The organism is Candidatus Nitrospira neuquenensis (assembly GCF_979578155.1).
On the sequence record NZ_CEFZDU010000002.1, the window covers coordinates 117,541 to 138,261 of the forward strand.

14 protein-coding genes and 1 pseudogene are annotated in these 20,721 nt (G+C 67.7%); 7 read left to right on the forward strand and 8 right to left on the reverse strand.

Features of this window, described 5'->3' with window-relative positions:
* Nucleotides 1–38: 38 nt before the first annotated feature.
* Nucleotides 39–1,952 carry an ATP-binding protein gene (locus AC1U7O_RS01125; RefSeq protein ID WP_479892709.1) on the reverse strand — a complete coding sequence of 638 codons (1,914 nt, stop codon included), beginning with the start codon at nt 1,950–1,952 and terminating at the stop codon, nt 39–41.
* 573 nt (nt 1,953–2,525) lie between these two features.
* Here AC1U7O_RS01125 and AC1U7O_RS01130 point away from each other — a divergent pair.
* The 7 genes from AC1U7O_RS01130 (at nt 2,526) to AC1U7O_RS01160 (ending at nt 9,737) form a co-directional block, all read left to right on the forward strand.
* The gene (locus AC1U7O_RS01130) at nt 2,526–4,136 is read left to right on the forward strand and encodes a sensor histidine kinase (RefSeq protein ID WP_479892710.1); all 1,611 of its coding nucleotides are present in this window, start codon (nt 2,526–2,528) and stop codon (nt 4,134–4,136) included.
* On the forward strand, nt 4,126–5,496 hold the full coding sequence (locus AC1U7O_RS01135) for a sigma-54-dependent transcriptional regulator (RefSeq protein WP_479892711.1): 1,371 nt from the start codon (nt 4,126–4,128) through the stop codon (nt 5,494–5,496). The genes AC1U7O_RS01130 and AC1U7O_RS01135 overlap by 11 nt, the downstream gene beginning before the upstream one ends.
* A 504-nt stretch (nt 5,497–6,000) precedes the next feature.
* On the forward strand, nt 6,001–6,177 hold the full coding sequence (locus AC1U7O_RS01140) for a hypothetical protein (protein WP_479892712.1): 177 nt from the start codon (nt 6,001–6,003) through the stop codon (nt 6,175–6,177).
* Between the two features lie 83 nt (nt 6,178–6,260).
* Nucleotides 6,261–6,671 carry a response regulator gene (locus AC1U7O_RS01145; RefSeq protein ID WP_479892713.1) on the forward strand — a complete coding sequence of 137 codons (411 nt, stop codon included), beginning with the start codon at nt 6,261–6,263 and terminating at the stop codon, nt 6,669–6,671.
* Nucleotides 6,668–7,408, forward strand: a complete 741-nt coding sequence (locus AC1U7O_RS01150) for an HAD-IB family phosphatase (RefSeq protein WP_479892714.1) — start codon at nt 6,668–6,670, stop codon at nt 7,406–7,408. Before AC1U7O_RS01145 ends, AC1U7O_RS01150 begins: the two co-directional genes overlap by 4 nt.
* Nucleotides 7,405–8,796 (forward strand): aspartate aminotransferase family protein, encoded by a 1,392-nt coding sequence (locus AC1U7O_RS01155; RefSeq protein ID WP_479892715.1) that lies wholly within the window; start codon nt 7,405–7,407, stop codon nt 8,794–8,796. The genes AC1U7O_RS01150 and AC1U7O_RS01155 overlap by 4 nt, the downstream gene beginning before the upstream one ends.
* Entirely contained in the window at nt 8,781–9,737 is a 957-nt protein-coding gene (locus tag AC1U7O_RS01160) for an alpha/beta hydrolase (RefSeq protein WP_479892716.1), read from the forward strand. Before AC1U7O_RS01155 ends, AC1U7O_RS01160 begins: the two co-directional genes overlap by 16 nt.
* A 789-nt stretch (nt 9,738–10,526) precedes the next feature.
* On the opposite strand, the gene AC1U7O_RS01165 is transcribed toward AC1U7O_RS01160, so the two are convergent.
* The 7 genes and pseudogenes from AC1U7O_RS01165 to AC1U7O_RS01195 all read right to left on the reverse strand — a co-directional run bounded on the left by AC1U7O_RS01165 (nt 10,527) and on the right by AC1U7O_RS01195 (nt 20,238).
* Entirely contained in the window at nt 10,527–11,078 is a 552-nt protein-coding gene (locus AC1U7O_RS01165; RefSeq protein ID WP_479892724.1) for a S24 family peptidase, read from the reverse strand.
* Nucleotides 11,073–14,081, reverse strand: a pseudogene (locus AC1U7O_RS01170) (type I restriction endonuclease subunit R); the annotation flags it as partial. The pseudogene AC1U7O_RS01170 and the gene AC1U7O_RS01165, both read right to left, overlap by 6 nt.
* Nucleotides 14,078–14,572 carry a DUF4411 family protein gene (locus AC1U7O_RS01175; protein WP_479892717.1) on the reverse strand — a complete coding sequence of 165 codons (495 nt, stop codon included), beginning with the start codon at nt 14,570–14,572 and terminating at the stop codon, nt 14,078–14,080. The gene AC1U7O_RS01175 and the pseudogene AC1U7O_RS01170, both read right to left, overlap by 4 nt.
* Nucleotides 14,572–15,717 carry an ImmA/IrrE family metallo-endopeptidase gene (locus AC1U7O_RS01180; protein WP_479892718.1) on the reverse strand — a complete coding sequence of 382 codons (1,146 nt, stop codon included), beginning with the start codon at nt 15,715–15,717 and terminating at the stop codon, nt 14,572–14,574. Before AC1U7O_RS01180 ends, AC1U7O_RS01175 begins: the two co-directional genes overlap by 1 nt.
* A complete protein-coding gene (locus tag AC1U7O_RS01185) occupies nt 15,714–16,901 on the reverse strand; it encodes a restriction endonuclease subunit S (protein WP_479892719.1) in 1,188 nt (395 codons plus the stop codon). Before AC1U7O_RS01185 ends, AC1U7O_RS01180 begins: the two co-directional genes overlap by 4 nt.
* A 167-nt stretch (nt 16,902–17,068) precedes the next feature.
* Nucleotides 17,069–18,196, reverse strand: a complete 1,128-nt coding sequence (locus AC1U7O_RS01190; RefSeq protein WP_479892721.1) for a PDDEXK nuclease domain-containing protein — start codon at nt 18,194–18,196, stop codon at nt 17,069–17,071.
* Nucleotides 18,193–20,238: a type I restriction-modification system subunit M gene (locus tag AC1U7O_RS01195; RefSeq protein ID WP_479892722.1), complete on the reverse strand. Its 2,046-nt coding sequence runs from the start codon at nt 20,236–20,238 to the stop codon at nt 18,193–18,195. Before AC1U7O_RS01195 ends, AC1U7O_RS01190 begins: the two co-directional genes overlap by 4 nt.
* Between the last annotated feature and the right edge of the window lie 483 nt (nt 20,239–20,721).

Below are 20,721 nucleotides of genomic sequence, written 5' to 3' on the forward strand. Positions count from 1 at the left end.
ACGCTCGCAGGATGTGTCCGGGGCCCCCGCGGGGCGGGTCAGCTCCGCCCGTCCAGCAGCTCTCGCACCCGCCGCCAGAGCATGTCCTGGTCGAAGGGCTTCTGCAGGTAGGCCACGAGGTCCGGCGGCACGCCGTGCTGGATGCGGGTGTCCTCCGTGTACCCGGACATGAAGAGCACCTTGGCCTCCGGGTGGAGGCGCATCACACGGTCGGCCAGCTCGCGGCCGCCCATGCCGGGCATGACGACGTCGGTCAGCAACAGGTGGATCGGCCCCGTGTGCCGCTGGCACAGCCGCAACCCCTCCAGCCCGTCGCGCGCTTCGAGGACCGTGTAGCCCCGTGCCTCCAGCGTCCGCTTGAGGAACGTGCGCACCCCCTCCTCGTCCTCGGCCAGCAGGACGGTCTCGGCGCCGCGGGCCGTCTCCGCGGCCGCCGTCCCCGGCGCGAGCGCCGCCGCCGACTCGTCGGTCTGCGGGAGGTAGATGCGGAAGGTCGTCCCGCGACCGAGTTTGCTCTGGACCCGGACGGCGCCGTCGTTCTGCTGGACCATGCCGTAGACGGTGGACAGACCCAGCCCCGTCCCCTTGCCAGGCTCCTTGGTCGTGAAGAAGGGCTCGAAGATCCGGACGAGGGTGTCTTCGTCCATGCCGGTGCCCGTGTCGCAGACGACCAGCATCGTGTAGGCGCCGGGGCGCGGCAGGCCCTGCTCGCGTGCGGCCGCCTCGTCCATCTCGACCCGCGCCGTCTCGATCGTGAGCCGCCCGCCCGACGGCATCGCGTCGCGGGCGTTGAGGGCGAGGTTGATGAGGATCTGGTCGAGCTGCCCGCGGTCGGCGCGGACCGGTCCCGCCTGCGGGTCGAACAGCGTGACCAGCTCCACGTCCTCGCCGATCAGCCGGCGGAGGATCTCGCTCAGGTTCCCCACCGCGGCGTTCAGGTCCACCACCGTCGGCTGGATGGGCTGCCGCCGGCTGAAGGTCAGAAGCTGGCTCGTCAGCGTGGCGGCGCGGATGCCCGCGCGCTTGATCTCCTCCAGCTCGTCGCGCGAGGGGTCGTTGGGCGGGAGCCGGCGGGAGAGGATCTGGCAGTAGCCGTTGATGACCTGGAGGAGGTTGTTGAACTCGTGGGCGATCCCGCCCGCGAGGCGTCCGGTCGCCTCGAGCTTCTGCGACTGGAGCAACTGCTCCTGGCTCCTGCGGAGGGCCTCCTCGATGCGCCCGCGCCGCGCCACCTCCTGCCGCAGCTCCTCGGCGCCCCGCTCGGCCGCGTTCTTGGCCGCGACGAGGGAGGCGATGAGGTTCTGGTTCGCGAACCGCAGCTCCAGCGAGGCGAGGATGGTGCCGTGCAGGCGGAGCCCCGTGATGATCAGCGCGCCCGTGTACAGGGCGGCCATGAGGCCCATGGCGAGGTGCATCTCGTCACCCATCACCAGGAGGCGGGCCGTGGCCGGCAGCAGGGTGGGCAGGAGGTAGGCGAGGAAGGCCTCCAGCCTGGCGGTCAGGACGGCCAGGCCGCCGCCCGCCATGCCGGCCAGCACGAACAGGAGGAAGACCTGATGCGCCAGCGAATCGAGCGGAAACAGGAGAACGCTCGCGGCGCCCCAGCCCAGACCCTGGAGGCCCGCGCTGGCGACGTACCGGCGGTTCCAGCGGTCGGCGTCGCCGGGAGGCGGCGCGGCTCGCCGGTAGGCCACGACCAGGAGGGCCCGCCCGACCGTCACGGCCAGCATCGCGGCCGTCCAGCCGGCCAGGATGGACGCCGGGATCACCCGGCGCTGGACGAAGGCCAGGATCAGGACGTTGACGATGGTGGCGATGTGGGCCTGGGGGGCGTTCGCGTAGAGCAGACGGACCTGCTCGCCGAGGATGAGCAGGCCGTGCTCGCCGGTCGGCGGGGGCTCGCCCTCCGGGCGGGGGGAGAGCCATGTCGAGAAGATGCCCCTGTGCGCCATGGCGATCCCTCGGCCTCGCCGGACCCGGCCCGCGCGTTTCGCGAGGGCGAAGCCCATCATACTCCAAACGCCCGCCCGGGGAAATAGGCGGGCGCGGCGGCGGGGCCGCTCACGCCGGTAGGCGGCGTCCGCCGGAGGAGCGGTGACCGGCGTTCGTCGGGCGGGCGTGGTAGGATGGTGAGCCGCTTCGGGGGGGGCGACCTAGGCGCCACCGTTCCGGTCAGCGACGACGATCGCAGGCTGAACGAGCTGGTCCGCGGCTACCTCGCCCGGTCCGGGAGGGACGTGTTCGTCGCCGCGCACCCGTCGAGTCGTCCGCCGCTTCCGGAGCCCCGCGCCGGGACGAACCGTCGTCCGCCCGGCTGCGCGCCGATGTGCGGACTGTGCTCTTCCGCACCATGGCCGCTGCCGCCGGCTGGCGCCGGCCACCGGGCCCGCTCGACCGCCGAGAAAAAGCGCCGATCTTCCGTCGGTTGGAAGGTCGGCCCGCGGGCGGCCGTGGCACTTCGGTTGCTTGTCCAGCGACGCGAGAGGCGCCGGTCCCATGGCGCGCGCTCGGGGCCGCTTCCTTCTATGAAGGCGCTCTTCCCGAAGGGCATTCTCGCCTGGGTAATTGCCACCGGGGTCTGCCTGGTCGCGGCCGCCATCGCGCTCGTCAATCTTCTGGACCGGCGGGTCATCGAGCAGGCCGCCGCGAGCAATATTCAGGACGAATTTCACCGGGCGGCCGTCGCGGTGAGCCGGCTGGTCCGCAACGCCGGAGACCACATCCATGACGTGCAGTCCCTCCGCGAAGCCTTTCAGGACGTCCTGGAGCTGCGGCCGGGGATCCGCTGGCTGGAGGTCTTCGCATTCGATCACGGCGCCGCCGAACTGGTCCTCGCCAGCGACCCGACGCGCCCCAGCGCGCCGCTGACCGAGGCGGAGCGGGCCGCGGTGGAAGCCGGTCGCACGGTCGCGCGATTCGACGACTCGGTGCCGGACCGAGCCTGGATCATGACTGCGCCCGTCCAGGTCGAGGGGCGTGTGGAGGGCGCCCTCCGCGGACGTTTTTCCCTCTGGAAGTACGACAGCCTGATCCGGGCGGAGACCCTCCTGGCGGAGGAGGTCGGGGTCGGGGCGGTCGTGATCACCTGCCTGATCTTTCTCCTCCTGGTCCGGTTCGCCGTGCACCGGCCGGTCAGCCGGTTGCTGCGCGCGATGCGCCAGGCGGAAGGCGGCGACCTGGCCAGCAAGGCCCCGCTCGTGGGGCCGTCGGACATCCGGGAGGTGGCCGGTCAGTACAACCGGCTGCTCGACCGGGTCCGGGAAGCCGGCACCGAGAAGGAGCGGTTGCTGGGAGAGATCCGGGGACTCAACGAAACGCTCCTGGCCAAGGTGGCGGAGGCCACGGAGGAGCTGCGGCAGACCAGCCTGAGCCTGGCGGAGGCTCGCATCCAGGCGGAGCGGGTGGAGAAGCTGGCGGAACTGGGGGAGCTGTCGGCCGTCGTCGCCCACGAACTCGGCACGCCGTTGAGCGCGATTTCCGGCCACCTGCAGATGCTGGCCAAGGACACGGATCGGCAGGACCGGGACCGACGGACGGCCATCATCCGCTCGGAGATCGAGCGGATGACCGAGATCATCCGCCGCATCCTGGACTCGACCCGCTTGCCGATCCGACTGGCCCCCGTGGACGTGGGCGACCTCGTCCGGCAGGCCCTGGTCTTGATCGCGCCGGGTCTGCCCGGCAAGCGCATCACCGTCTGGACCAAGTTCGCGGCCGAGCTGCCCCACGCCGCCGGGGACGGGACGGCGCTCAAGGGGGTGCTGTTGAATCTGCTGACCAACGCCGTCCAGGCCATGCCCGACGGCGGGGAGTTGTCGGTCACCGCCGAACGGGTGACGGCGCCTCCGGAAGGCCTGATCGTCCTGGCCGGCAGCCCCGCCTTGGCCGAGGGGGCGATCCGCCTCATGGTCGCGGACACGGGGGTGGGTATCCCTCCCGACCGCCTCGACCGGATTTTCGATCCCTTCTTTACCACCAAGTCGGACGGCGGAGGGAGCGGGCTCGGCCTGGCCGTCTGTCACCGGGTGGTGGCCTCGTGCGGCGGGCGGCTGGCGGTGGCCAGCGCGCCCGGTCGCGGATCCCGGTTTACGGTCGATCTGCCCCGCTGGTCGGGAGACTCCGCGCATGGAGCATAAACCCTGGGCGCTGATCGTCGACGACGACCGGCGCCACGGCGAGATGTTGGGAGAAGCGCTCGCCCGGGCCGGCTTTCAGGTCGAGCTGGCGACCAGCGGCGAAGAGGCGCTGGCCATGGGTGGCCGGCGGGAGTACGGCGTCGTGTTCAGCGATATCCGCATGGGGGCGCTCTCGGGATTGGAGGTCCTGGAGTGGTTCCGCAAGACGGCACCCGACACCCCCGTGGTCCTGCTGACCGCGTTCGGGTCGATGGACACCGCCGTCCAGGCGATGAAGCGCGGCGCGTTCGATTACATCAACAAGCCGGTGAACCTGGACGAACTCACGTTGATCGCGACCAGGGCCGTCGAGCACCAGCGGCTCGTGCACGAGAATCGCGACCTCCGGCAGAGCCTCCACGACCACTTGCGGGTGTCCGTCCTGATCGGCCGGAGCCGCAAGATGCTGGAGGTCTTCAAGCTGATCGGCAAGGTGGCGGCAAGCCAGGTCGGCGTCCTGCTGCAGGGCGAAAGCGGCACCGGCAAGGAGCTGGTCGCGCGGGCCATCCACGACCACAGCGGCCGGGCGTCCAGGCGCTTCATCGCCATCAACTGCAGCGCCATCCCCGACACGCTGATCGAAAGCGAGCTGTTCGGCCACGTGAAGGGCGCCTTTTCGGGCGCCGATTTCTTCCGCCGCGGGCTGTTGGAGGAGGCGAGCGGCGGCACCTGCTTGCTGGACGAGGTGGGCGACCTCTCGCCGGCGGCGCAGGCCAAGCTGCTGCGCGTGTTGCAGGAACGGGAAATCCGGCGGGTCGGTGGCAACGAGGCGATCCCCGTGGACCTGCGCGTGATCGCCGCCTCCCGCCGGGACCTGCACCGCCTCGTGCGGGAGGGGCAGTTCCGCGACGACCTGCTCTATCGGTTGAACACCGTCACGCTGACCCTGCCTCCGCTGCGGGAGCGGGCCGAGGACATTCCCATGCTGGCCGAGTATTTTCTGGCGCACTACGGCGCGCGGCGCGAGCCGCCGGTCACCGGCATCGCCCCGCAAGCGATGGAGGCCTTGCAGCGGTTCGCCTGGCCAGGCAACGTGCGCGAGCTGGAGCACGTCATCGAGCGGGCGGTGACCTTGACCGTCAACCGCGTCCTGACCGTCGAGGACCTGCCGCCGGCGGTCCGGGAACGATCGCCCGACAACGGCCCGGCCCCGGCGGCCCCCGCGCCCCGCGAGCCGCTCGACCGGGTGGAACGCGACCACGTGCTGTCCGTCCTCAAGGCCTGCAAGGGGAACAAGAACCTCGCCGCCCAGCGGCTCGGCATCAGCCGCTGGGCCCTCTACCGGCTGCTGGACCGCTACCTCCTGAAGGATTCGGACTGACCCGCAGATTCATGAGCGCTTCTGCGGCAACCGCGGATTCGCGGCTGCGACAAGCCAGCGTGCGACTGCCGTGCATGCCGGCCGGCGGGCTCGCCGCTCGGACCCTCGACGTACGGTTTCAAGGACGCCTCGGGTCTTCGCGGCTCCACGCGCCCGTCTCGCGACGCGACTCCACGGTTTCGCGACGAACCGTCATGAATCGTGCGGGCTGACCCTTCCGGCGTGTCGCCCCGCCGTGGCGCCGAGCGCTCGGCGGGACGGCCGTGCACGAAGCGGGGTGCTGTGCGGTTCCGCCACAGCGCTCGCGCTCATCCCCCTGCGTGCGTCGCCGTTCGCCTCGCGCGGCTGACGAGACCCTTCAACGTTTCCCCGCAGTTCGAGGGTTGAGCCTCGCCCTCGCCGGTGGCACGGCGGTTGCTTGACGCAGTCGATACGCTCATCGTGCGGCGTTGAGGGGGTGGAGCGATGACTGCCGCCCGTTGTGACCGATGTCGAGGGCTTCTGGTGGCCGAGGAACTGGTCGAGCCGTGGCGGGAGGCGGGGCGGCCGTCGAGTTGGGGAGTGCGGTGCGTCAACTGCGGCGCCGTGGAAGACGCGGTCATTCTGGCCAACCGGCGGGAGCCCGCCCCCATGAAGCGGGTGAAGCTGCCGAAGCCGAGGTCGGCCTGGACAGCCGAGTGAGAGCGGCCCATGACCGTCGACAGGCGGCCGTCCGGGCGGGCCTGCGAGCCCGGCCGTCGGCCGGCCCGTTGCAGGAGGGGAGCATGCCGAGCCGGTGCCCGCGGATTCTTCTCGTGGACGATATGCCGGAGGCGCGGGAGTTGACCAGGACCATGCTGGACTTCGAGGGATACGCGATCGACGAGGCGGGCGACGGGCTGGAGGCGATCCAGAAACTGGTCGCCGACACCTATTGCCTCGTCGTGACCGATTACCACATGCCGCGCATGGACGGCCTGCAGCTCCTGCAGTATGTCCGTCGTCATTGGCCGACTCTCCCGGTCATCGTGCTCACCGGCGAGCGGATCGGCGAGTTGGTCGCGCGGGAAGGGGGCTATGCGTGGATTCCCAAACCCCACCCCGTGAATGAGTTCATCCGCACCGTGCGGCGGGCCGTCGCGGGAGCGCGGCCTGTCCAGACGGCCCCCGCCCCCTCCCGCCCGCGGCGGTCATGACGGCGCTCGGGAAGCGGCTTGCCCTGCCGGACGGCCGCCCCGGCGACCGATGCGGCGGGGGTTGGGGGCGCGGCGTCGCGCGGATGCAGGTCTGCTGCGATTTCGACGGGACGATCACCCTCGTCGACGCCACGGACGCCGTGCTGCGGGCGTTCGCCCGGCCGGCCTGGATCGAATGGGAGGCGCGATGGGAGCGGGGGGAGATCACGGCCCGGGAATGCCTCTCCCGCCAGGTCGAGCTGATCGAGGCCGATCGGGACACCCTGGTCCGGTTCGCGGCCGCCTTGCCGATCGACGAGGGGATCGTCGCGCTCGAGCGCCGGTGCGCCGAGCACGGCGTCCCGCTGGCGATCGTGAGCGACGGCCTCGACCTGCTCATCGAGGCGGTCCTGAGCCGCCACGGCCTCCTGCACCTGCCGGTGTTCTCCAGCCGCCTGCGGTGGGATGCACGGGGCGCGCCGTCGCTCAGCTTTCCGTTCGCCGCCCCGCGGTGCGACAGCGGCGCCGGGACCTGCAAGTGCGCGTTGGTCTGTCGCGGGGGGGCTTCCCCCGCGACGTCCGTCTACATCGGGGACGGCCGGTCCGACCGGTGCGTGTCGTCCAGGGCCCAGCGGCTCTTCGCCAAGGGGGCGCTCCGAGCATGGTGCGACCTCCAGGGCCTCGCCCATGAACCCTTCGAGAAGCTCGCCGACGTCGCCGAGCGACTGTTCCCCACCATGGAGGTGCGCGACCCATGACGGCTCTGCCCATGATCCAGACCACCGAAGAGGCGCTCCGCGTCAAGGAGGCCCGGTACTGCTCCCACGGCGACACGGTCCACTACTCGCCCCTGCCCAAGTTCTTTCGAGGCTGCGAGGGCAGCTTCCTCTACGATCGCGACGACCGTCCGTACCTGGACCTGCAGATGTGGTACTCGGCCGTCAACTTCGGCTACCGGAATCGGTCCATCACGGAGGCGGTCAAGACGCAACTGGACCGCTTGCCGCAACTGGCCTGCCAGTACCTGCACGAGGAGAAAGTGCTGGTGGCGGAAAAGCTGGCCGGTGAATGCCTGCGGGCCTTCGGTCTGGAGGGGCGGGTGCAGTTCAACGTCGGCGGCGCGCAGGCCGTCGAGGATTCCCTCAAGCTGGTCCGCAACGGGACCGGGAAAACCCTCTGCATGGCCTTCATGGGCGGCTATCACGGCCGGACGCTCGGCGCGTCCGAGATCACCTCCAGCTATCGCTACCGCCGTCGCTTCGGACACTTCGCAAACCGCGCGCACTTCGTGCCGTTCCCCTACTGTTTCCGCTGCCCCTACGGCAAGAAGCTCGACGACTGCGGGTACTACTGCGTGAACCAGGTCGAGCGCCTCTTCGAGACCGAGTACAACTCGTTCTGGGACCCGCGGGCGAACGAGCCGGAGTTCGTGGCTTTCTACGTGGAGCCGGTGCAGGCGACGGGCGGGTACATCATCCCGCCGCCGGAGTACTTCGCGCGGTTGCAGCGGATCCTGGCCGAGCGCAAGATCCTCCTCGTGGACGATGAAATTCAGATGGGGTTCTTCCGGACGGGGAAATTTTGGGCTCTCGAGCACTTCGGCGCGCGGCCGGACATCGTCGTCTTCGGCAAGGCCATGACCAACGGCCTGAACCCCCTGTCCGGCCTCTGGGCCCGGGAGGCGCTGATCTCACCCGCGCGCTTTCCGCCGGGGTCCACCCATTCGACCTTCTCGTCCAACCCGCTGGGGACGGCCGCGGCGCTCGCCACCCTGCGCTGGATCGAGGAGCGGCGGTACGAGGAGACGGTGCCGGAGAAGGGCGCGTATTTCCTGTCGCAGCTCGCGGAGCTGAAGCGGCGCCATCGGACGATCGGCGACGTGTGCGGTCTGGGCCTGGCGCTGCGGATCGAGGTGACGCGGCCCGACCGCTTCACCCCCGACAAGGCGCTCGCCGACCGGATCTTCGAGGCGGGGCTGGCGGGCGACATCCCGACGCCCCGCGGTCCGATGGGGCTGGTGCTGGACATCGGCGGCTATTACAAGAACGTCTTCACTCTCGCGCCGTCGCTGGAGATCACCAGGGAGGAGATCGACCTGGGGATCGAGCTGCTCGACCGCCTGTTCACGGCATGCGCTCAGGCCTGACTCCGCCGCGGCGGCTGCAACGGTCCGGCATCCTGGACGGCATGGTGGCCCGCCGGCCGACGGACTTCGCCCTCCATGCCGGCTCGCACGTCCTCGTCTACCTCATCCACGGCGTCACCGGGACCCCCGTCGAGATGCACTATCTGGCCAAGGGACTGGCGCGGCATGGGTGGGATGTCTACGCCACCACGCTGCCCGGGCACTGTACCAGTCTCCGGGACCTCGTGCGGACCGACGAGCAGGATTGGCGCCGGCACGTGCGGGCGCAGCTCGTCTTTGCGCGGCGCCGCTACGGCGTGGTCTTCGTCGCCGGCCTGAGTGCGGGAGCCCTTCTGGCGTTGGACGCGGCCGCCGCCCTCCCGGTCGACGGCGTGGGCGTCATGTCCCCGACGCTCGTGTATGACGGGTGGAACACGCCGTGGTCGCACGCCCTGCTTCCTCTGGCCCTGCGCGTCGTGCCGCCCTCCTGGCAGCACTGGCTGTTCCACATCGACGGCCCGCCCTTCGGCATCAAGGACCCCGTCCGTCAGGCGCGGGTCCGGGCCGCCTACCGCCCCGCGGCGATTCTGCGGGAGTGGCTCCGGGATCGGATGAGGCGAGCCCGCCCGACGGAACGCAAGGGGAGTCGGCCGCCGTCGTCGGCCTCGCTGGGGTATCCGCTATTTCCGTTGAAAACCCTCGCGGACGTCGATCGGTTGATCGCCGCGGTCCGTCCGCGCTTCGGCGCGGTGACGGCCCCGACCGTGATCCTGCAGGCCAAGGAGGACGACATGACCAGTCCCCGCAACGCCGCGCTCGTCTTCGGCGAGATCGGCTCGAAGGAGAAGCGGCTGATCTTGCTCGATGACTGCTACCATGTCATCACGGTGGACAAGCAACGGCATCTGGTGGTAGCCGGCCTCGTCGAGTTCTTTGGAGGGCTGGGAGGGCTGGGTGCCTGAGGGAGAGCGGGCGGCTCCGCCGCGCTCAAATTTCCAGCCGCTTGCGTCCAGCGGCTCCCGGAGCGGCTCCAGGCCCTCGAGGCGGAGGTTCTGCGGCCTTGCCGGGAGGACCCTTGGGATCTTGCCCTGACGGTCCGAGCGGGCAGGCCCTCGCCCCGGGGCATCTGCGAGGTCGAGTCCGTGGGCGAGCCGCGCTTCCCGGCCCGAGCGATCACCGCCCTTGGGCGGCCCCGCCCTGAGCAAGAAGGAGGCGGTGGCCCTGACCCTCCACAGCGGAGCGGCGGGTATCGCCCCCTTTGTCCGCTCACCGGACGTGCATGCCTACTTCGTAGGGGATCGGGAGCGGCTCGTGAAAACTCTGGATCTCGGGCCCGTGGAATCCGCCGGCGCCGTCCATCGCTTGGAGCCGTACGATGAGGGCGTCTTTTATCGGACGCGGACCATCCGAGGGGGCCGTGTGGTCTCTCCACGCAGCTCGCTCTCGACCTCGTCAAATACCCGGCTCGTGGACGCGAGCCGGCGGAAGCGCTTCGCCGCCAGAAGTTAGGTGCTGAGCACCCAATGCCGCGACCCCGGAACGGGAGTTTATCGCGCGCGTGAGCGACTGCGGGGGCATCGCCCCAGAGCTGCTCATGAGCGATCCGGCGATGCCGGGACGACCCGCGAGCATCCGCGCTCCGCCAGAAGCGCGCTCAACGTGCGACGGCAGCACGAGGTGAAGGAAGGGGCATAGGTGAAGATGCGACCGCGCCGAAAGACTCCCGGTACCTTTCCGGACAACTGACGCCCTTATCTTCGTCCACTGCCGAGCACCTCGACCAGCTCCGCCACGACCTTCACCCGCCCCTCGTCCGCGCCGGTCAGCCCGATGGGCTCGAAGGCCGGATTGATCGGCTTGAGCGTGATCTTCGTGTGGCGCCAGGAGTCGCCACGGGTCGCCTTCTCGCTCTCGTAGCGCTTGACGGTATAGCGCTCGCCGGTCTCGGGGTCGGTCGCGTCGCGGAGCTGGACGAGCACGGTCTTGCCCTGGCGCGTGCCCTCGACCGGGGCGCGGAAGAGGCAGTACGCGCCGTCCGGAATCGCCGGCTCCATGGACTTGCCGACGACTTGAGCCACGAACATGCCCTTGCGGAGACGGTGGCGCGACGCGACCGCGACCCACTCGAAGCCGTCGTCCTCGATGTGCTGCGGATCGCCGAACGCGCCGGCGGCGGCCTTGAGCGGAACGAGCGGCGCGCAAGTGACATAGCGCTCTTCGGGACGGCCTTCGACCAGATGCAATCCCGGCGGGAGCGGTCGTTCGGACGCCGCCGTCCCCGGTTCCGCCGAGTCGGCTCGCAACCGCCGGTACGCCTCCGACGCCATCCACGCACTCACGAGATCGCGAAACGGTACGTCGTTCATGTAGCGGACGAAGATCTCCTCGTTCTGATCCATGCGCTCGACGAACAGCCGCTCAAGCAGCCCGCGGAATACCAGCTCGAACTTGTCCGCGGGATTCACGGCGGCCGCCTGCCGCAGGCCCTCGTCCGTTACCGCGGCCGCGACGATCTGATCGAAGAAGAGCTGGTCGGCCTGGGTGAAGTCCGTGCCGAACCGCTCGTTGACCAGGTCGATGAGCTGCGAGAGCGGGACGGCCTCCTCTCGCGCCAAGCCGGAGCCGACTTCCTTCGGCCCATCGAGCGGCTGGGCCGTGCCGTCTTTGAGCGAGATCGAGCCCTCGCTGATCTTCTGCAGCCGGTAGTACTCGAGCCGCACCTCGTCGTCGAACTGATAGAGCGGGCCGCGATGGCGCCGCGGGAGCTTCGCCGCCAGGTGGCGGAGAAACACGTAGAGGCGCTCGAGGTCGGAGTCCTGGTAGGGGATGATCTGGCTGAGGAAGGCGTACAGATTGCGGAACGCCTGGATTTTGCTTCGGAACAGCTCCGCCTCTTCTTCCTTGTCTCGCCAGCGCACGCCGAACCGCGACACCGCGGGATCGAGCGCCGCATTCATGGCCTGATGGTCCTGCGCGCTCTGGCGCTGCTTCGGTTTGAAGTAGACCGCGCAGAACCGCTCGACCTCCTCGGCCAGGTAAATACCGGCCGCATCGAGCTCGCCCTTGACTGCGTACAGACGGGCGGGATCGACCTCTCCGCCCATCACCGCGCCTTCGTAGTAGGCCTTGAACGCCTCGCGGATCTCCTCCCGGTCGTTCACGAAGTCCAGCACGAAGGTGTCTTCCTTGAGCGGATGCGTGCGGTTGAGGCGCGAGAGCGTCTGCACGGCCTGGATGCCGGCCAGCCGCTTGTCCACGTACATCGTGTGCAACAGCGGCTGATCGAACCCGGTCTGATACTTCTCCGCCACGAGCAGGACTTGGTATTCCTGCGTTGCAAACTTCTCAGGTAGCTCCTTCTCGCGGATGCCGAGATTCATCTGCTCCTCGGTGTAGGTCACGCCTGGGAGCTTGTCGTCCACCACCGTGCCGGAGAAGGCCACCAGGGTCTTGATCGCGTAGCCCTTCTCCCGGATGTAGCGATCGAAGCTCTGCTTGTAGCGCACCGCCTCAAGCCGCGAGCCCGTAACTACCATCGCTTTGGCCCGACCGCCGATCTTGTGGCGCGTGACCGCCTGGAAGTGCTCGGCCATGACTTCGGTCTTCTGCGCGATGTTGTGCGGGTGCAGCTTCATGAAGCGCGCAAGCGCCCGGGCGGCCTTCTTGCGCTCGACGTGGGGGTCGTCGGCGCAGGCCTTGAGCAGCTTGTAGTAGGTCGCATAGGTGGTGTAATGCTGGAGCACATCGAGGATGAAACCTTCCTCGATCGCCTGGCGCATCGTGTAGCGGTGGATCGGCCCGCCGTTCCGTCCGAAGACCGCGAGCGTCTTGTGCTTGGGCGTGGCCGTGAAGGCGAAAAAGCTCAGGTTCGCCTGCCGGCCGCGCTTGGCCATGCTGCGGAAGAGCTCTTCCAGATCGGGCGCGCCTTCCTCGGCCGCGTCGCGAGCCGCCTCCTCCCGCAACACCTCGCCGCCGAGCACCTCTTTCAGGTCGGTCGCCGTCTCGCCGCCCTGCGAGCTGTGCGCCTCGTCCACGATCACCGCGCAGCGCCGAGTCGGCAGCACGCCCGTGCCGCGCTCGCCGCGCTCCTCGGCCAGCTTGAGCAACTGGCGCGAGACGAACGGAAACTTCTGCAGCGTCGTGATGATGATCGGGACGGCGTTTTCTAGTGCCTCCGCGAGCTGGCGCGAGCTCTCGTCGATCCTCTGCACCACCCCGCGCTTGTGCTCGAACTGATAGATCGTGTCCTGGAGCTGCTGATCCAGCACCACCCGGTCGGTGACCACGATCACGCTGTCGAAGACGCGCCGGTTGGTCGCATCGTGCAAAGACGCGAGCCGGTGCGCGAGCCAGCCGATGGTGTTGCTCTTGCCGCTGCCCGCCGAGTGCTCGACGAGATAGTTGTGGCCCACGCCCTCGGTTCGCGCCGCGTCCACGAGCCGGCGCACGGCGTCGAGCTGGTGGTAGCGCGGGAAGATCATGGATTCGACCTTCACCTTGCGGCCCTGATCGTCGCGCTTCTCCTCGATCTGCAGGTGGATGAACCGCGCGAGGATGTCGAGCAGACTGTCGCGCGAAAGCGCCTCTTCCCACAGATAGGCCGTGCGATAGGTGCGTCCGGCCGGATCGGGCGGGTTGCCGGCGCCGCCGTCGCAACCCTTGTCGAAGGGGAGAAAATGCGTCGCGCTGCCCGCGAGCCGCGTGGTCATGCGCACCGACTCGGTGTCCGCGGCGAAGTGCACCAGCGTGCGGCGCTTGAACTCGAAGATCGGCTCGCGCGGGTCGCGGTCGCGCCGGTACTGGCGCATTGCGTCGTTCACCGTCTGCCCGGTGAGCGGGTTCTTGAGTTCCACGGTGACCACGGGAATGCCGTTGAGGCTCAGCGTCACGTCGAGCGACTGCTCCGAGCGCGGCGAGTAGTGAAGCTGGCGCGTGATGCCAAGACGGTTGGCCGCATAGCGCGCCTCGAGTTCCGGGTTGAGCTCATGGGCGGCCTTGAAGAACGCCACGCGCAGCGTCCGGCCGTAGCACTTGAAGCCGTGCCGAAGCGTGGCGAGCGAGCCGTTCAGGTCCATCCACTTGGTGAGGTCCGCCAGCACCTGCTCGCCGGTCTTTACGCCGTGCAGCGCCTCCAGCTTCGCCCATTCGGTGGGCTGGGTCTCGCGGATGAACCCGAGCGCCACGTCGGGAAAGATCGCGCGCTCCCGGTCGAAGCCATCGCGGGAGATGGACACGTATCCGTTGGCGAGCAGATGCTGCTCGATGGCGGTCTCGAAGGCGGATTCGGAATGGCGGGGATCGCTCATCGTCTCGGCCCCAGGATGAATCGTGCCCGTTCCAGTCGCAGCATCTCATAGGGCGTCATGCACTTCAGCCTCATGCCGATGGCGACGTTCGGGATCTTCACCTGACGCACGCCGTCGCTCGGCACCTCGTGCGTGACGACCACACGGCGGTGCGCGTGGGCGTGAGCGACGAGGTAGTAGTCGGCGTCTTCGAGGAACGCGCCGATGGCGCCCGGACGATAGCTCTGGCCGCGTACCCACTCCGCAACGGCGGCAAGGCTAGGCAGCATTCGATCATCGGGCGGCAGGAAGAACACCGGCCCGCGCTGACGCGCCCAGTCGCTCAGCTCGTCGTTCCCCGCGCGCAGCTCGTCACCCACCTTCTCGATGCTGAACACCTTGCCGGCCGCATGCTGCCTATCGAGCCAGTCCCAGAAGGCGGGGCAAAAATCGAAGCCGTAGTGGTGCCGCTTCGCCTCGATGAACACGTTGGCATCGAGGAGGTAGGCCATCAGACCACCACCCCCAATTGCCCGCCGAGTTCACGGAAAGTCGCATCCCGCTTGATTCCCAGCATGCGAAAGGCTTCTCGGTACAGCGTTCGGCCCTCCAAGGTGCTCAAGACCAGGGCGCGGGCGAAGCGTTTCGACACGCGGGCTCCAAGAGTCAGGTAGAAATCCCCGCCGCTGCCCTTCGGAAGATTCCGCAGGCGCCGCACTTCCTCTTCGTACGCGTTCCAGTACGTGTCGCCGCGCAGCGTGCCCGCGTCGTGCATGCGGCGCAACACGACCAGCGTGCTTACCTTGAACCGGCGCGCCAACCGATTGAGTTCGGGGCCCAGTTCCGCGCGGCGATTGTGCTCTGCACGGAAGGTCTCGAGCGGAACGAGCAGTTCCGCCGCCACGCGGTTGCACCAGCGCTCCACCGCTTGCGCCGGAGCTTCGGCCGGCTGCGAATCCGACAGGGCGGTTTGACCGAGCCAGATATGCGCCAGCTCGTGGGCGAGCGTGAACATCTGTGCCGCCTTGGTATCGGCGCCGTTGATGAACACGAGCGGCGCAAGCGGATCGGCAAGCGCGAAGCCGCGGAACTCCTCAGGATCGAGCTTGCGCCGGTTGTTGCTCCCGACGACTCCGCTCACCATCACCAGCACGCCCAGCGCATCGGCCTGCTCGATGAAGCGGCGCAGCGCTTCGGTCCACGTGGGCATCTGGCGCCGAGCATCGAGGTCGAATCCGAGGGTCTCGCGCATCGTCGCCGCCGTTCGCACCACGTCATCGCTCACGGTCACGGCGCCCACGAACGGCATGGGTTCCATGCCCTCGGCGCGCGCGAAGTCGCGATACCAGTCCTGCCGGAGCTGGCACAGATAGACGATGTCGAGCAGGTCAGGGCTCGGCCGCCGCAGGCGGGCGTCCCGGACGGTGCGGAAGTCCGGGATTGGCATCGGTTCCTCGGGTGGCTCAGAGAGGAAGAAGTACCCGAAGGGGGTGTGCGTCGCCTTGGCGAAATTCTCGAGTTGTTTGAAGGTCGGTCGCTTCTCGCCGCGCTCCCAGGCGGGGAGCTGGCGGAAGCGGGCCGCGAGGTTGCGCGGCTGGTACCCAGCGCGTTCGCAGGCCCAGCGCAACAGCTCCGGCTTGACCGCGACGCGCGTCATGCCGCGCTCCCCACGTCAATCTGTCCGGTCACGGCCGCACTGATGAGCGCGGCGCGCCGTTCCTTGAGCAGCGCGATGCTGCGCTCGGTCGCGGCGCGAAGGGCATCGAGCTTGGCGGTCTCCTCGGTGATGTGTTCGACGATGGCACGTTGCTCGTCCAGCGGGGGCACAGGTAGCCAGACGTTCCGCACCACTTCCTGGCTGATGTTCTGCATTGAGTTGCTCGCGCCTGTCGCTGTGCGCTCAAAATCGAACCTGCCCGAAGGCGTGCGCAGGAAGTAGACAAGAAACCCTTTCAGCAATGCGGCAGTGTTTACATCGAGTCTGTACAGCTTGTCGCAAAGCAGGAGTCGCGGGCGAACATCATGCGCAATCGCGGCGCTGCCTAGGAGATCGGTCGTGTTGGCCCGACTCATCAATACGTCACCGGGGCGAATCTCGAGATTTGGCAGCGGAGTTTCGTGGTCCGGCAAACGCTTATTCTCGTCGGGGTTGAACGCATCGCCATTCACGCAGCCAGCCTTGAGTACTCCCCAATCGTCCGGGCCTGCCGGCACAGCCTCGCATTGCGGCGACCACCCCTGCTCGATGCGATGAAGATGGAACTTCAGGCGGGTGGCTTTCCAATGCACCGGAATCTCCCCAAGCCACAGGATGCCGGAATCCTTCATGGGGGCGTTCGGGTCGAGGCCACGGGTGACGGCGCGGGTGATGAGCGCCCGGCGCTTCTCGGCCAGCAGCGCGAGCACGCGCTCCTTCGCCGCAATCAACGCATCGATCCGCGTCGTCTCGCGGTCGAGGTAGTCGGCGATAGCGCGTTGCGTGGGGAGCGGCGGGACAGGGATCCGATAGTCGCGAATAAAATCCTCTGGCACGCGCTGCTGGCCCGCTGCGCCGGTCATGCTCGCTTCGCCAAGCTTCCGGAAGCGTGGATCAACCGTTACATAATAGAGGAACTTGCCATCGAGTTCCGGCCCCGGCGTGAGGACGTGTAGCTCTGTTGTGCCGTAACCGACGCCACCGAGCATGCCTTGAATCAGGGCACCTTTCCCGTTCTCGAAACACGGGGTGATCTTCGCGATCACGACATCTCCATCGAAAAACTGCGAGTAGCCCGACTCGACCTCTTCGATCGGGCGAGTGGTTGATATATCGAGCTGCCCCTGTTCGCCGATGGCTTCCATAGGCAGAAACGTCACCTCAGAAAGACAAGGGCGCTGCCGCCGCTGAACCGCAGCGTTCCGAGATGTTAGGAACCGCAGCTTCTTGCTCGGCCAGGACTTTGGTGCAACCACACTCACTCCGTCACCTCCCGCAGCAGCCGAGGGATCACCGCCCGTACGGAAAGTCTTCATTTCCGCCCCCTTTGCTTCTTGCGGAGTCGCGCCTTGCCGGGCAGGGCGGAGGCGGGTGTCGCTTCGCGCGCGGCCCGCTGTTCCAACGCCTGTCGGGAGCGTTCGATGGCCGCGTGCAGTCTGCGCTGGAGGACCTCCTTGGGCGGCAGTGCGGTCAGGTATTCGGCGACATGGATGCCGGACTGTCCCAGTTCCAGCAACTCGATCTGTTCGGCGCTCTTGCCGGCGCAGAGGATGATGCCGAGCGGCGGTTCTTCGCCCGGCCGGCGCTCGTGTTGGTCGAGCCAGCGCAGGTACAGCTCCATCTGGCCTTTGTGCTCGGGCCGAAAGCGGTCGAGCTTGAGTTCCACGGCCACCAGCCGCCGCAGGTCGCGGTGGAAAAAGAGCAGGTCGAGATAGAACTCGTCGTGATCCACCGTGATGCGCTTTTGGCGTGCCACGAACGTGAACCCGCCGCCCAGTTCCAGCAAAAAAGCCTCCATCTCCCGGAGGATGGCCGCTTCGAGATCCTTTTCCTGAAACGCGTCCCGTAGGCCGAGGAAATCCAGCAGATACGGATCCCGGAAGACGAGGTCGGGCGACATGCGGTCTTCGTCGCGCAGGGCTTGCAGTTCGTTTCTTGCCAAGTCTGCCGGTTTTCTGGAAAGCGCCGTGCGCTCATACAGCATGGACGCGATCTTCTGCTGCAGCGTTCGGGTGCTCCATCGCTCTACCCTGCACATCTCGGCGTAGAAATCGCGCTGCACCGGGTCCGGCAGATACATGATGGCAAGGAAGTGCGTCCAGCTCAATTGTCTCATCAGCGCTGAGACAATCTTTTCGTCGGGGAACACCTCGGCAAAGCGGATCATGTGTCGCAGGCTTTTCTCGGAAAATCCCCGTCCATACTCCGTTTCCAATTGTCTCGATACTGTCGCGACAATCTCTTGTCCGTATGCCGCCCTGGTCCCCTTCAGGATTTCCCGGCGGATCCGCTCGCCGATCCGCCAATACAGCATGGTCAGGCCGGCGTTCACCGTAACCGCGACGGCGGCACGGGCTTCTTCGATCAGCCGCCGGATGTCGCCAAGCAACCTGTCTGCGGTAGCCGGAACAGCGGATGCCTTTGCCGGTTTGTCCCTCACTGCGTGACCTCGCGCAGCAGCCGCATGATCTCCTCCTCCGCCTGCTTCAGCTCCGCATCGATCTCCTCCAGCGGGCGCGGCGGGGTGTACTTGTAGAAGTGCCGGTTGAAGTTGATCTCGTAGCCCACCTTGTCCTTGGCTCTGTCCATCCAGGCATCGGGCACGTGCGGGCGCACCTCGCGCTCGAAGTAGGAAGCGATGTCCTCTTTGAGCGGCACGCTCTCGAAGTCGCGCAGGTCCGGGTCGGGCTCATACGCGGGACGCGTACCCTCACCCCCAGCCCCTCTCCCAGCGGGTGAGGGGAGCAGAACCGGTGCAGCCTGAGGATCCTTCACGGTGAAGACGCTGCGGAAGAGCTTCTGCTCGGGCGCCTTCCAGCGCGAGCGGCGCTCGTGTAGCAGATCCTGGATGCGCTCCCACACGGCGTTCCAGTCGCGTTGCGGCTCGCGCCCCAACGCCTCGTCGATGGCCTGCACGTCGTCAAGCAGGTGCGGGTACGCGTCGAGGAAACGCGCCTTGTCCTCGGTGGTCATCCGGTAGGTGAGGCGCAGCGGGCGCTCGACGGTGACGCGGGTGTAGCCGAAATCGGCGTTGTCGAAGATCCTGGAACGCTCGTTATTCTCGAAGCGCCCGTACAGGCGCACGATCTCCTCGATCTGCGCCGCCGAGAGGTGGCGGCGCTTGTCGCCGAGGCTGCGCTTGCTCTCCTCGCTCCCCCCGGCCGTCCAGAACTCGCGTGCGTCGAGGAGCTGGATCTTGCCCTTGCGCCGCCTCTCCTTGCGGTTGGTGACGATCCAGACGTAGGTGCCGATGCCGGTGTTGTAGAACATCTGCTCGGGCAGGGCGACGATGGCCTCGAGCCAGTCGTTCTCGATGATCCACTTGCGGATGTCGCTCTCGCCGGAGCCTGCGCCGCCGGTGAAGAGCGGCGAGCCGGAAAAGACGATGGCCAGGCGCGAGCCGCCTGCCTGCGCCGCAAGCGCGGCAGGCAGGTGCTTGTGCTTCTGGGGTTGCACTGGTTCGAACTTGGCGATCATGTGCTGGAGGAAGAGCAGCGCGCCGTCGTTCACGCGCGGGAGCCCCGCGCCGAAGCGGCCGGCGAAGCCCAGCTTGTCGTGCTCGCGCTCGATTTCCTTCTGCTGCTTCTTCCAGTCCACGCCGAAGGGCGGGTTGGTGAGGAAGTAGTCGAACGTCTCGCCCGCGAACTGGTCCTCCGTGAAGCTGTCGCCGAAGCGGATGTTGTTGCCCGTACCGTTGTGATCCACGTGCTTCATCAACATGTCGGAGGCCGCGGTGGCGAAGGCGCGCTTGTTGTAGTCCTGCCCGTACACAAAGAGTCTGGCCTGGGGGTGGTGCTCGCGCAGGTAGTTCTGGGCCTCGGCCAGCATGCCGCCGGTGCCGCAGGCCGGGTCGAGGAGCTTGCGCACGGTGCCGGGCGTGGCGAGCAGCTTGTCGTCCTGGATGAAGAGCAGGCTCACCATCAGCCGGATGACTTCGCGCGGCGTGAAGTGATCGCCCGCGGTCTCGTTCGCCAGCTCGTTGAAGCGCCGGATCAGGTTCTCGAAGATGAGCCCCATCTGCTCGTTCGGCACCCGCTCGGGGTGCAGGTCCACGTCGGCGAACTTCGAGACCACGAGGTAAAGGATGTTCGCCTCGCGCATCTTCTCGATCTCGGCCTCGAACTCGAAGAACTCGAAGATGCGGCGCACGTTGGCCGAGAAGCCCTTGATGTAGCTCACCAGGTGCTGGGCGATATGGTCCGGGTCGCCCTTGAGCTTCTCGAAGTCGAGCGGTGAGTGATTGTGGAAACGCTGGCCCGAGGCTTTGTTGAGCCGGGCATCCAGCGCCTCGCCCTTGAACTTGTCCTTGGCGCGCGCGTATTCGGCCAGCACCTTGGCCTTGGTGGTGCCAAGCACGCAGTCGAAGCGGCGCAGCACCGTCATGGGCAGCATCACGCGCTCGTACTGCGGGGGGCGGTAGGGGCCGCGCAGGAGGTCGGCGATCTGCCAGATCAGGTTTGCGAAGTAGTTGTGGTCAGGCATCGGTCGGGGCGCCCCAGCGGTCGAGCTGCGTCCACCCGCGCAAGATTGAAAACGCCGACGCAACAGTCGGCGCGGTCGGCTGCCTGGATGGTTTCGTGGAGGGCGGGCAGGAGAGCTTGCTCGATGGTGTCGAGGGTACGAGGCATGACGCCACGAGGATACTGTTTTTTCGCCTATGTGACAACGCGAAAGGTCTGAGGAAGCACAACAGGAGCTTCTGCGAGGGGCATGGCGGTCCAGGTTCCGCAGCGTCTGCACGACACATCGCCGGACCGCGAGCTCCGGCCAACTGGTCTCCCGGCCTGCCCGCAGCCCGGGGTTCCCGTGGATGACGGCGAGCCGGGGGCGCCGGGGCCCACGGGCAATCGGGCTCTCCAGCAGCCCCCGCCCCGCCACCGCGGACTCACTGGTGAGCCGTTCTACGACCTTCTGTCAGTAATCATGCCAAATTGACCCCTGTCATCATGTGAAATTGACCCCTCT